Origin of the sequence: Chromobacterium violaceum ATCC 12472 (assembly GCF_000007705.1) — a bacterium.
In the GTDB taxonomy this organism is placed as follows: Bacteria; Pseudomonadota; Gammaproteobacteria; order Burkholderiales; family Chromobacteriaceae; genus Chromobacterium; species Chromobacterium violaceum.
Genome location: NC_005085.1, coordinates 1978826 through 1991160, shown reverse-complemented (window position 1 = coordinate 1991160; position 12335 = coordinate 1978826). Strand labels below are relative to the sequence as shown.

Below are 12335 nucleotides of genomic sequence, written 5' to 3'. Positions count from 1 at the left end.
TCCCGGCCGTGACAAGGTCATATACGATTTGCCGATAAGCCTATCTGTTTTTCCGGAATGCCGGCCTTTGCCGTATTTTCGATATCGATTGCAGATTTTCTTGTTTCCCGCCGCCATCCGGCCCCGCCTACAGTGCCCTCTATCGAAACATTCACCATCACGGGAAACAAGACCATGCGCCCCCTGCACCGCCTCGCCATCGCCCTGTTGCTCGCCGGCAGCGCCTCCGCCTTCGCCGAGGTCACCCTGCTCAACGTCTCCTACGACCCGACGCGCGAGCTCTACCAGGACTACAACGCCGCCTTCGCCAAATACTGGAAGGCCAAGACCGGCGAGACCGTCGCCGTCAAGCAATCGCACGGCGGTTCCGGCAAGCAGGCGCGCTCGGTGATAGACGGGCTGGAGGCCGATGTGGTGACGCTGGCGCTGGCCTACGACATCGACGAGATCGCCAGCCAGGCCAAGACCATCGCGCCCAACTGGCAACAGCGGCTGCCCAATAACGCGTCGCCGTACTCGTCCACCATCGTGTTCCTGGTACGCAAGGGCAACCCCAAGCACATCAAGGACTGGAACGACCTGGTCAAATCCGGCGTGGAGGTGGTGACGCCGAACCCGAAAACCGGCGGCGGCGCGCGCTGGAACTACCTGGCGGCCTGGGGCTACGCGCTGAAGCAGCCCGGCGGCAACGACGCCAAGGCCAAGGACTTCGTCAAGAAATTGTACGGCAACGTCAAGGTGCTGGACTCGGGCGCGCGCGGCTCGCTGATCACCTTCACCCAGCGCGGCATCGGCGACGTGCTGCTGTCCTGGGAGAACGAAGCCTTCCTGGCAACCAAGGAGCTGGGGCCGGACAAGTTCGACATCGTCACGCCGTCCGTCTCCATCCTGGCCGAACCGCCGGTTAGCGTGGTCGACAAGGTGGCGGACAAGCGCGGCACCCGCAAGGTGGCCGAAGCCTACCTGAGATACCTGTACAGCCCGGAGGGCCAGGCCCTGGCGGCCAAGCACTACTACCGCCCGCGCGATCCGCAGGTGGCGGCCAAATACGCCGGCCAGTTCAGCAAGGTGAAGCTGTTCACCATCGACCAGACTTTCGGCGGCTGGCAGAAGGCGCAGAAGACTCACTTCGCCGACGGCGGCGTGTTCGACCAGATCGTCGCGCGCTGAGGCATGACAGTAACTTCCGGGCTTGAGAAAAGCAGCCACGCATCCGACGCGCCCAGGTCCCTTCTAGCCTGCCGACGGGTGGCAGGCCCGAGGTCTTAAGCGGCTGCATGTTTGAGCCCCGCGACGTTAGCGCGCATCGCTGAGCGAATCCCTACGTGCGAGGTCTTGCCTCGCCCAGTGATGGATTCGCACGCAGAGAGTTCAGCCGCGCCTCGGACCTGACGGGACCCGGCGGGAAGCCGAAGGCCAGGCTTGAGGGTGGCCGGGATATCTGCTTAGGCCGTACCGCCAAGCAAATATCCCCTCCCTGCCCACCGGGCAGCCCCGGCAATCACAACCATCATCCGCGCAGCGGATTCAAAACCAGTCAGATCGTAAACAAACACCTGGACGTCCAATACTCTCCAACCGCCCCCTCCGCCGGACGGTTTTGTTTCGTCCGTCGCCCACTTTGCATAATATCGAATAAGCATTGAAGAAATACTTATTTTCAGAATAAGACCCTCACGGATATCGTTTATTCGGTTATATGAATTGGAATCCACGATGTCAGCGACACTCGCTCCGCCACCCCGCCCGCCCCGCGTCCTGCCCGGCTTCAGCCTGTCGCTGGGCTTCACCGTCAGCTATCTGTCGCTGCTGGTGCTGATTCCGCTGGCCGCGGTGGCCTTGCGCGCCGCCGGCCAGCCGCTGGAAAGCTTCTGGCAGGCCGCCGCTTCGCCGCGGGTGCTGGCGTCCTACCGGCTCAGCTTCGGCATGGCGCTGGCGGCGGCCGCCATCAACAGCGTGTTCGGCCTGCTGCTGGCCTGGTCGCTGACCCGCTACCGCTTTCCCGGCAAGCGGCTGGTGGACGCGCTGGTGGACCTGCCGTTCGCGCTGCCGACAGCGGTGGCCGGTATCGCGCTGACCGCGCTGTACGCCGGCAACGGCTGGCTGGGCCGATACCTGGAGCCGCTGGGCGTCAAGGTGGCTTTTGGCCCGCTGGGCGTGCTGGTGGCGCTGATCTTCATCGGCCTGCCCTTCGTGGTGCGCACGGTGCAGCCGGTGCTGGAAGATCTGGAGTCCGAGCTGGAGGAGGCCGCGGCCTGCCTGGGCGCGCGCCGCTGGCAGATTTTCCGCCACGTGATCCTGCCCACGCTGCAGCCGGCGCTGCTGACCGGCTTCGCGCTGGCCTTCGCCCGCGCGGTCGGCGAGTACGGCTCGGTGATCTTCATCGCCGGCAACGTGCCCATGGTGTCGGAGATCACCCCGCTGATGATCATCAGCAAGCTGGAGCAGTTCGACTACGCCGGCGCCGCCGCCATCGCCAGCGTGATGCTGGCCGCGTCCTTCCTGCTGTTGCTGGCGATCAACGGCCTGCAGTTCTGGAGCGCGCGCCGACACGGCCGCGCGGGAGGCGCCCGATGAGCGCCGCCATCACCCATCCGCGCCCGGCGACAGACAAGGCCGCGCAACTGGAATCCCGCGCCGCCACCCGCGAGTCGCGCGCCGTCAAGTGGACCATCCTGGCGCTGTCGCTGGGCTTTTTCGCCGTGTTCCTGCTGCTGCCGCTGTTCGTCGTGTTCGCCGAGGCGCTGGCCAAGGGCTGGAGCACCTATCTGACCGCGCTGTCCGAGCCCGACGCGCTGGCGGCGGTGAGGCTGACGCTGCTGGCGGCGGCGGTGTCGGTGCCGCTGAACCTGGCCTTCGGCATCGCCGCCGCCTGGGCGGTCACCCGTTTCGACTTCCGCGGCAAGCAGCTGCTGATCACGCTGATCGACCTGCCGTTCTCGGTGTCGCCGGTGGTCGCCGGCCTGATCTTCGTGCTGGTGTTCGGCCAGCAAGGCTGGCTGGGGCCGCGGCTGGCTGAGTACGGCATCAAGATCATTTTCTCGGTGCCCGGCATCGTGCTGGCCACCTTGTTCATCACCGTGCCCTTCGTCGCCCGCGAGCTGATCCCGCTGATGGAGGCCCAGGGCCGCGAGGAGGAGGAAGCCGCGGTGGTGCTGGGCGCGCGCGGCTGGCAGGTGCTGTGGCACGTGACCCTGCCGAATGTGCGCTGGGCGCTGCTGTACGGCGTGATCCTCAGCAACGCGCGGGCGATGGGCGAGTTCGGCGCGGTGTCGGTGGTGTCCGGCCACATCCGCGGCGAAACCAATACCCTGCCTTTGCACGTGGAAATCCTCTACAACGAGTACAATTTCGCCGCGGCCTTCGCCGTGGCGTCCCTGCTGGCCTTGCTGGCCCTGGTCACGCTGGCGCTGAAGAGCTGGGTGGAATGGCGCAGCGTCAAGGAAAACTGAGATGAGCATACAAGTAGAAAACATCCGCAAGGCCTTCGGCGACTTCGTCGCGCTGAACGACATCAGCCTCAACTTCCCCGGCGGCGAGCTGGTGGCGCTGCTGGGCCCGTCCGGGTGCGGGAAAACCACACTGCTGCGCATCATCGCCGGCCTGGAGCAGGCCGACGCCGGCCGCGTGCTGCTGGACGGCCAGGACGCCTCCGCCACCCACGTGCGCGAACGCCAGGTGGGCTTCGTGTTCCAGCACTACGCGCTGTTCCGCCACATGACGGTGTTCGACAACGTCGCCTTCGGCCTCAGGATGAAGCCGCGCCGCGAGCGCCCATCCGAGGCCGAGATCGCGCGCAAGGTGCACGCGCTGCTCGACCTGGTGCAGCTGGACTGGCTGGCCGACCGCCTGCCGGCCCAGCTGTCCGGCGGCCAGCGCCAACGCATCGCCCTGGCCCGCGCGCTGGCGGTGGAGCCGCGCGTGCTACTGCTGGACGAGCCGTTCGGCGCGCTGGACGCCAAGGTGCGCAAGGAGCTGCGCCGCTGGCTGCGCAAATTGCACGACGAGCTGCACATCACCTCCCTCTTCGTCACCCACGACCAGGAAGAGGCGCTGGAAGTGGCGGACCGGGTGGTGCTGATGAACCACGGTAAGGTGGAGCAGATCGGCTCGCCGGCCGAGGTGTATTCCCAGCCGGCCAGCGCCTTCGTCTACGGTTTCCTCGGCAGCGCCAACCGCATCCGCGGCGTCAGCGCGACCGGCGCGGTGGCCGTCGGCGGCCAGACTCTGGCCGCCGACCACCAGCTGCCGCACGGCCAGCCGGTGGAAGCCTTCATCCGCCCGCACGAGCTGGCCATTCTGCCGGAACACGGCGCCGGCCTGCCGGCGCGGGTGCAGCGGGTGCTGACCCTGGGCGGCCTGTCCCGCATCGAACTGGAGGGCCGCGACGAACTGGCCGGCCAATCCTTCGACGCCGAACTGCCGGCCGACGCGCCGCTGCTGGCCGAGCTCGCCGTCGGGCAGGCTGTGCGGCTGCAGGCGCGCGCCGCGCGCGTGTTCGCCGCCGATCCGCAAGGAGGCGAAGCATGAACTTCCAGCAGCTGCGCATCATCCGCGAAACCGTGCGCCAGGGTTTCAACCTGACCGAGGTGGCCAACGCGCTGTTCACCTCGCAGTCCGGCGTCAGCAAGCACATCAAGGACCTGGAGGACGAGCTGGGCGTGGAGCTGTTCATCCGCAAGGGCAAACGCTTCCTCGGCTTGACCGATCCCGGCAAGGAACTGCTGATCATCGTCGAGCGCATGCTGCTGGACGCCGGCAACATCAAGCGCCTGGCGCAGCAGTTCAGCCTGCGCGACGAGGGCCAGCTGACCATCGCCACCACCCACACCCAGGCGCGCTACGCGCTGCCGCAGGTGGTGACCGAGTTCAAGCGCGCCTTCCCACGCGTGCACCTGGTGCTGCACCAGGCCAGCCCGGAGGAGCTGGTGCGGCTGTTGCTGGCCGGCGACGCCGATATCGGCATCGCCACCGAGGCGGTGACCGAAGTGCCGGAACTGGTGTCCTTCCCCTACTACAGCTGGCACCACTGCGTGATCGCCCCGCCCGAGCACCCGCTGCACCGCGAGCCGCTGACGCTGGAGGCGCTGGCCGAGCACCCGATCGTCACCTACCACCACGGTTTCACCGGCCGGGCCAAGATAGACAACACCTTCGCCGAGGCCGGCCTGGCGCCCGACATCGTGATGGCGGCGCTGGACGCCGATGTGATCAAGACCTATGTCGAGCTGGAGCTGGGCGTCGGCATCGTCGCCTCGATGGCGGTGGATCCGCGCCGCGACGCCGGCGTCAAGGTGGTGGAAGGCCCGCCGCTGTTCGGCCAGCAGACCAGCCGCATCGCGATACGCCGCGGCCATTACCTGCGCAGCTACGCCTACCGCTTCATCGAGCTGTGCGCGCCGGCGCTGAACGAGCAGAGCGTGCGCCAGGCGCTCAGCCCGGCGCTGCAGGAATAGGCCGCGATCAAAGCCGCCTGAGCAGGCGTTCGGTGCCGGCGCGCGTCGCCACCAGCGCCCGCTCGGCCCGGCCGCGCATGTCGGCCTCGTAGCGGGCGACGGCCCGGTCGACATCGCCATCCGCGAGGCAGACCGCCAGCATCGCGGCGTCGGCCAGCGCGGTGTTGGCGCCGACTCCGCCGGCCGGGCTCATCGCGTGGATGGCGTCGCCCAGCACGGTCAAGCGTCCCGGCGGCCATGACGGAACGCCGGCGGCCATTCTCACCGCCCTACCCATGACGGCCTCCGGCGCGGTGCGGCGCAGCAAGTCGGACAAGCCGGGATGCAGGCCGCCAGACGCCGCCTCGATCCGCCGCCGCCATCCGGCGGCGTCCTCCTCCCCGGACAGGCTCCCGCCCAGGCAGGCCTCCCTGCCGAACATCGCCCAGTAGACGTAATCGTCCGTCGGGCTCAAGCGGCAATCCGGCGCGTGGCGCGCCGCCAGCCCGCTCATCGCCGCGCGAAAACGCATCGGCTCGACCACCAGCGTCCAGCCGTCGGCGAAGACGATGGTCGGACCGGCCAGCAAGGCCGGGTCGATACCATCCAGCGGCGTCTTGCCATACAGGTTCAGCGCGCCGATCGCCTCCGGCTCCGCCTGCGGCAGCCATTGCCGGCGCAGCGGCGAATGCAAGCCGTCGGCGGCGACGACCAGCGCCGCCCCATGCTCGGAACCGTCGGCGCAATGCACGACGATGCCATCGCCGCCGCGCTCGAATCCCCGCGCCCGCCGTCCCCAGCGGATCTGTGGCGCCAGCCCATGGCTCAGGATGTCCCTCAGCACTTGCCGGTCCGCGCTCAGATCGCCACCGGCCTCCCCCGCGTCGGCGTTTTCCCGCCAGTTTTCCGGCCGGCGTCCCGGCAGCGGATTCAACTGAGGATCGACGAAGCGCGCCGGCCCGCTGACCGCGCAGCTGGCGCGGAACAGTTCGAACAAGTCTGGCGGCAGGCATTGCCGCAGCGCCCGCTGCCCCATCGCGTCTATCCTCAACCGATACCCCTGACCACGCACCTGCGGCCCGGCGTCTGCTTCCCACACCTCGAATTCGATGCCGGCTTTCGCCAATCCCTGCGCCAGGCACAAACCGCCGATGCCGGCGCCGACAATGATCACGCTCTTCATGATGACACTCCCTTCCAATGGATGCCGCGGCCGCGCCGGCCGCGTGCCAGCCATTGTCCGCGCGACCCGTCCTGGCTCAATAACGCCATCTGGACGATAAATAGTGAATAATGGCCATCATGGAATCGACCACTGACTTCAGCGAATGGCTGGAAGGCCCCGAGCTGATCGCGCTAAGCGGCGGAGATGAAGCTGACCGCGAATACCGGTTGGGCACCCGGGAATACGACTGGCACCGGCACGCGCGCGCGCAGCTGTTCTGCGTCGGCAACGGGCTGATCCATGTCCAGACGCCCCGCGGCTCCTGGCTGCTGCCGCCGCACCGCGCCGGCTATGTCCCGCCGGACACGCCGCACCGGGTGCGCGTCAGCGGCGCGCTGAGCGGCTGGAGCGTTTACCTGCTGCCCGCCCGCTGCGGCTTGCTGCCCGCCCAGCCCTGCGTGCTGGCCATCACGCCGCTGCTGCAGGAGCTGGTGCGACGGGCGGCCTCCTGGCGGCCCGACGCGCCGCATGGTCCGGAGCAGCAACGCATCGCCGCCGTCATCCTCGACGAAATCCGGCTGGCGCCGCGAGAGGCGCTGCACCTGCCCATGCCATCCGATCCCCGGCTGCAGCGTATCGCCGGTGCGATGCTGGCCGATCCGGCCGCGGATCGTTCGGCCGACGAATGGGCGGCGCTGGGCGCGTTGTCCGGTCGCAGCCTGCGTCGGCTGATCCAGACTGACACCGGCATGAGCTTCTCGCGCTGGCGGCAGCAGGCGCAACTGGTCTGGGCGATGGAGCGGCTGGCCTCCGGCCGAACCGTCGCCCAAGTGTCGGACGCGCTGGGCTACGCCTCGCCCAGCAACTTCATCGCCATGTTCCGGCGCGCGCTGGGCGCGCCGCCGGCGCAATACCTGAGCGCGCGCGGCGGCGAGCCATAAAAAAGCCCGGCTTCGCCGGGCTTGTGGAATGATGAAAGGCCGCGCTCAGCGCTTGTCCATCATGATCTGCAGGATCTGGGTGTCGGTCTGCGCCATGCCCTGGGTGGCCAGCTTGCCCAGGTTGGCGATCGATACGTCCACATCGTGGGCGACGATGCCTTCGTTGCCGGTGACGCGGGTGCCGTCCAGCGCCATCAGCACCGCCTTGTAGCCGGAGCCGGCCGACGTGGACACCTTCATCGCGCAGCTATTGGACGCGCCGTCGCAGATCATGCCGGCCAGGTCGCCGATCATGCTGGAGATCGCCATGCTGACCGCCGGGTAGCCGCCGTTCAGCAGTTGGGCCATGCCGGCCGCCGCGCCCATCGACGCGGTGGTCACCGCGCACAGCGCCGACAGCTTGGGCAAGCGGGTATGGATGTAAACCGCGATCAGGTGGGACAGCGCCAGCGCGCGGATCAGGGTTTCCCGGTCCGCCTTGACGTGCTCGGCCACCGCCACCACCGGCATGGTCGCGGCGATGCCCTGGTTGCCGGAGCCGGAATTGCTCATCGCCGGCAGCGTGGCGCCGCCCATCCGCGCGTCGGACGCGGCGGTGGTGCGGGTGAGGATGTTGGACAGCAAGCCCTCGGACAGCAGGCCGGCCTCGATCTGCCGCTGCAGCGTGGCGCCGATGTGCAGGCCGTACTTGCCGCTCATGCCCTCGTCGGCCAGCGCGCTGTTCAGCACCGCCGCGTCATGGATGAAGGCGATGCTGTCCAGCGGCGCGCGCATCGCGAAATCGTAGACGTCGCGCGCGGTGGCGTCGCCCAAGTCGTAAGTTTCCACCGGTTTGGCGTCGGCGGCCTCGCGCTTCAGCTTCACCTCGCCGTTGAGCTCGATCTTGATCACATTGGTGTGGGCGTCGGCGATGGCGACGCGCGCGCACTCGTCGCCGTGCCAGACGCAGGCCTCGGCGTACAGGATGTTGGGCACCGCGGCCACGCCCAGCTTCACCTTGCCATCGGCCAGCATCTGCTTGCCCGCGGCCACCTGCTCGACCGTCAGGTTTTTCAGCACTTCCAGCTTGGCGTCCGGGTCGCCGCCCAGCGCGCCGACCGCTGCCGCGATGGGCAAGCCGACGGTGCCGGTGCCCGGCACGGTCACGCCCATGCCGTTCTTCATCAGGTTGGCCGACACCCAGGCGTCGATGCGCTCCGGCGCCTTGCCCAGTTCGCGCGCCGCCAGCGCGGCGGCCAGCGCCAGCGAAATCGGCTCGGTACATCCCAAGGCCGGCACCACTTCCTGTTTCAGGGCCTTGACGAACTCCGGCCACAACCTAACTTCACGTTCAGACATGCTCACTCCGCCGACACAGAACAAATTGATATAAGCAAATAACTTTACATTTACTTTACCATCAACTCACCGCCTTGTGCGCCTAAAAAACAGGCGATATGCGCACAGTCAAGACACTAGCCGTCAGAACTGTCGCAGCGGACGCAAAACCAGGCCGAGCAGCAGCGCCGCCGCCGCGAACCCCGCGCCGCCATGGAACGTCGCCGCCGCGCCCCACTCCTGCCACAGCGCGCCGGCCACCACGCTCGCCAACAGCGTCGCCAAGCCGCAAATCAAGTTGAACAGTCCGAATGCCGATCCCGCCAGGCCCGCCGGCGCAGTCTGCGCCACCAGCGCCGACAGCAGTCCCTGGCTGCAGCCCAGATGCAGGCCCCACAACAGCGCGCCGGCCAGCAGCATCGCCGGACCGGTTCCGGCTGCCAGCGCCAGATCGGCGGCGATCAACAGCAACAAGGACAACTGCAGCAAGCGCGCGCGGCTGACATGGTCGGACAGCCAGCCCAGCGGGTAGGCGCTGAGCGCGTAGCTGGCCGACATCGCCACCATCGTCAATGGCGCCCAGGCCAGCGGCAGCCCCAGCTGCGCGCCGCGCAGCACCAGAAAGGCCTCGCTGAAGCGCGCCAGCGTGAACACCGCGCCCAGCCCGGCCACGCCCCAGAAGCTTGTTGAAAATTGGGCAAAAACCCTAGGGCTGAACAAGGGCGCTCGCTCCCTTTTCTCCCCATGTCCGGCCGGCTCCCGCACCCACAGCCAGATGGCGGCCACCGCCAATAGCGCAGGCGGCAACGACCACCACAGCGCGCTGCGGATGTCGTCGCGGTAAAGAAACATCAGCCCAATGGCCAGCAGCGGGCCCAGCACCGCGCCGACGGTGTCCATGCTCTGGCGCAGGCCGAAAGCCGCGCCGCGGATGGCCGGCGGCGTGATGTCGGCGATCAGCGCGTCGCGCGGCGCGCCGCGCACGCCCTTGCCCACACGGTCGACGAACCGCGCGAGCAGCACGGTGGAGGCGGAATGCGCGAGGGGAAACAGGGGCTTGGAAGCGGCGGCCAAGCCATAGCCGAACAGCAGCAGCGGCTTGCGCCTGCCCAGCCAGTCGCTGATCGCGCCGGAAAATACCTTGCAGATCAGCGCGGTGGCCTCGGCCACGCCTTCGATCAGGCCGATGGCCAGCATCGGCACCCCCAGCGTGCCGGCCAGAAACAGCGGCAGCAGGCTATGCGCCAGCTCGGACGAGACGTCCATCAGCAGGCTGACAAGGCCCAAAACCCAGACCCCGCGCGGCATCGCGGCGCGGGCAGAGACGGAAAACGGAGTGGAGGACGGCGGCACGAAGGCTCCCAGCGGCATGTCCGCCGCCGGGAGCTTCAAGCACATTTAGCGCAGCTGACGACAAAACACCTGAGCCAGGCGCGCCGACGCAGGCAGCACAAGCCGTACGGCAAGGAGGCGCAACACAGGACTCGGAGTTTTGCCAGCGACGCTCAGCGCCTGATCAACCCGGAGGCGATCGGTTTGGCCAATAACTGGCGGTACAGCGACTCCAGCGCCGCCGTCAGGGCCCCTCCCTTGCGGGACCACAGCGGCGACAGGCTAGCGTACCAGAAGACGGATACCAGCAAGGCGCCCAGCATGTCCAGCGGGAAATGCACGCCGAGAAACACCCGGGACCAGGCGACGGCCGCGCCGGCAATCGCCAGCAGCCAGCCCCAGCCTCGCGCCGGACTGAAGCACCAGCACAAAGCCATCATGGCGAAGATGGTGCCGTGATTGCTGGGAAAGGACGGCGTGGCGTCGTGCAGCAGGAAGGTGTGGCCCAGCGGCACAGCGAAGGGACGCGGATGCGGCCAGGCCAGGCCGATCAACCCGTTGCCCATCAAGGCGACGGCGGTCAGCGCCACCGATTTCAAAATGGTGTCGCGCAGGGCCGGACGGCCCCACAGCCACAGCGCGGCCAGCCACAGCGGCAACAGCCGCATGATGTCCTGGGCGATGAAAACGGCCAGCTTGATGGTAAACGGAGAGGTTTCCGGCGTGGCGTTGATCAGCAGGAACAACGATTGATTCAGGATTTCGACTTGAGACATCGGCTAGCAGTGAAACGCGGCCGCACGGGCGCGAAGACCAGTAATAAAAACGACATATTAGGGCGAATGGCGGCGGTTTGGTTCCCTCGGCCTTAAAAATACCAACGACATTCCCATTCATCCGCGCCGGCGGCACTGCCGTCTACACCAAAGAACAGTACGCGCCGTAGCGGCGGCCCGTCCATGCTTCCATCGTTGTCGGCGCCAACACGGCGCGCCTTTTCCGAGGGAGAATCCGGCATGAGCGTTTCGCATCGCAAGTCACTGCAGCAGATGACGCAGGACACCCATTCTCCGGCGCCATGGCGGCCGGAAGACGCGGATCGCGCGGCAAGGCTCCCTCTCCTGCTGCAACAGGCGCTGCGGCGCGAGCACAGCCTGATCCCGCCGCTTCTCGCCGCATGGCTGTCGCTGAAACCCGCCGCCAATCGTGCGCTGGCCGGCCTGCTCCAGGAGGCGATCGCGTCGCAGCTGCGGCGCATGGCGCTGGCCGCCAATCTGCAGATCGCCATCGGCGGGCGACCGCGCGCGGCACTGCCAGGCTTCGTGCCAGCCTATCCCGCAACGCCGCCGCTGATGCCGCCGCATTCGCCCCCGATGGGGATAGAACGGTTCAGCCCCCGCCTGCTGCGCGACACGCTGCTGCCCCAGATCGCCCTCGGGTCAGCCGGCGACGCCGGAATCGCCGGCTTCTATCTCGCCATGCGCCGCGAGTTCGAACCGCTCGATCGGCAGCGCGGTTTCGACACTGCAAGGCGACAGCTGCTGGAACACGTTCCCGGCGCGCCGTTGCCAGTCATCCGCGACACGGACAGCGCCCTGGCCGCGCTTGACGAATTGGCTTCCCACGACACGCCGCTGCGCAATGGATTGGCGGCCTTCGCCGCATCCGACTCGCCAACCGGCTTCGCGCCGGATGGCGTATGGGCGATGCCCGCCAATGCCCGCATCGACGACCACGCCCCCGGCAGTCCCGAACGCTCGCTGCTGGAACGCTACGCGGCATGCTATGCCGACTTTCTGCGCGGCCTGGACGCCGCCTTCGGCGGGAGCCCTGTGGCCATGGCCCAAGCGATGGATCTGATCTTCGACCTCAAACTGCTGGCCGCGGGCCTGATGAATCCGGCCGTCAGCGTCGCGCCGGACGGGCATGCGCCTTGCCCGCCGCTTGGGCTCTGCTTTAGCCGCCAGACGGCGGCAACGGCTTGATTCTCCCGGCGCGATCCCGGAATGCAAAAAGCCCATGCGCGAACGCATGGGCTTTTTTTGAATTCCTGGCTCCCCGAGCAGGGCTCGAACCTGCGACCTGCGGATTAACAGTCCGTCGCTCTACCGACTGAGCTATCAGGGAACATCAGAGAAAGCGATA

11 protein-coding genes and 1 tRNA gene are annotated in these 12335 nt (G+C 67.7%); 7 read left to right on the top strand and 5 right to left on the bottom strand.

Annotated features, from left to right (window positions below):
* The first annotated feature begins 174 nt into the window (after window positions 1-174).
* The 5 genes from CV_RS08975 (at window position 175) to CV_RS08955 (ending at window position 5456) form a co-directional block, all read left to right on the top strand.
* The gene (locus tag CV_RS08975) at window positions 175-1170 is read left to right on the top strand and encodes a sulfate ABC transporter substrate-binding protein (RefSeq protein ID WP_043595903.1); all 996 of its coding nucleotides are present in this window, start codon (window positions 175-177) and stop codon (window positions 1168-1170) included.
* Window positions 1171-1716: 546 nt separating this feature from the next.
* Entirely contained in the window at window positions 1717-2577 is an 861-nt protein-coding gene (cysT, locus tag CV_RS08970; RefSeq protein WP_043595901.1) for a sulfate ABC transporter permease subunit CysT, read from the top strand.
* A complete protein-coding gene (gene cysW / locus CV_RS08965) occupies window positions 2574-3452 on the top strand; it encodes a sulfate ABC transporter permease subunit CysW (protein ID WP_011135381.1) in 879 nt (292 codons plus the stop codon). The genes cysT and cysW overlap by 4 nt, the downstream gene beginning before the upstream one ends.
* A 1-nt stretch (window position 3453) precedes the next feature.
* On the top strand, window positions 3454-4530 hold the full coding sequence (locus CV_RS08960) for a sulfate/molybdate ABC transporter ATP-binding protein (protein WP_011135380.1): 1077 nt from the start codon (window positions 3454-3456) through the stop codon (window positions 4528-4530).
* Complete coding sequence (locus CV_RS08955) at window positions 4527-5456, top strand: CysB family HTH-type transcriptional regulator (RefSeq protein WP_011135379.1); 930 nt, start codon at window positions 4527-4529, stop codon at window positions 5454-5456. The genes CV_RS08960 and CV_RS08955 overlap by 4 nt, the downstream gene beginning before the upstream one ends.
* Before the next feature lie 7 nt (window positions 5457-5463).
* On the opposite strand, the gene CV_RS08950 is transcribed toward CV_RS08955, so the two are convergent.
* Complete coding sequence (locus tag CV_RS08950) at window positions 5464-6618, bottom strand: FAD-dependent oxidoreductase (protein ID WP_011135378.1); 1155 nt, start codon at window positions 6616-6618, stop codon at window positions 5464-5466.
* Window positions 6619-6737: 119 nt separating this feature from the next.
* Here CV_RS08950 and CV_RS08945 point away from each other — a divergent pair, with 119 nt between their 5' ends.
* Complete coding sequence (locus tag CV_RS08945; RefSeq protein ID WP_043597689.1) at window positions 6738-7541, top strand: AraC family transcriptional regulator; 804 nt, start codon at window positions 6738-6740, stop codon at window positions 7539-7541.
* A 45-nt stretch (window positions 7542-7586) separates the two neighbouring features.
* Here the strand turns inward: CV_RS08945 and CV_RS08940 are convergent, their stop codons facing one another.
* The 3 genes from CV_RS08940 to CV_RS08930 all read right to left on the bottom strand — a co-directional run bounded on the left by CV_RS08940 (window position 7587) and on the right by CV_RS08930 (window position 10966).
* Window positions 7587-8879 (bottom strand): serine dehydratase subunit alpha family protein, encoded by a 1293-nt coding sequence (locus tag CV_RS08940; RefSeq protein ID WP_011135376.1) that lies wholly within the window; start codon window positions 8877-8879, stop codon window positions 7587-7589.
* Window positions 8880-9002: 123 nt separating this feature from the next.
* Window positions 9003-10256 (bottom strand): MFS transporter, encoded by a 1254-nt coding sequence (locus CV_RS08935; protein ID WP_227590077.1) that lies wholly within the window; start codon window positions 10254-10256, stop codon window positions 9003-9005.
* A 107-nt stretch (window positions 10257-10363) separates the two neighbouring features.
* Window positions 10364-10966 (bottom strand): undecaprenyl-diphosphatase, encoded by a 603-nt coding sequence (locus CV_RS08930; protein ID WP_011135374.1) that lies wholly within the window; start codon window positions 10964-10966, stop codon window positions 10364-10366.
* A gap of 240 nt (window positions 10967-11206) precedes the next feature.
* Here CV_RS08930 and CV_RS08925 point away from each other — a divergent pair, with 240 nt between their 5' ends.
* Entirely contained in the window at window positions 11207-12175 is a 969-nt protein-coding gene (locus CV_RS08925) for a ferritin-like domain-containing protein (RefSeq protein ID WP_011135373.1), read from the top strand.
* Between the two features lie 66 nt (window positions 12176-12241).
* Here CV_RS08925 and CV_RS08920 read toward each other — a convergent pair.
* Window positions 12242-12317: transfer RNA gene (locus CV_RS08920), tRNA-Asn, on the bottom strand.
* Window positions 12318-12335 lie beyond the last annotated feature (18 nt).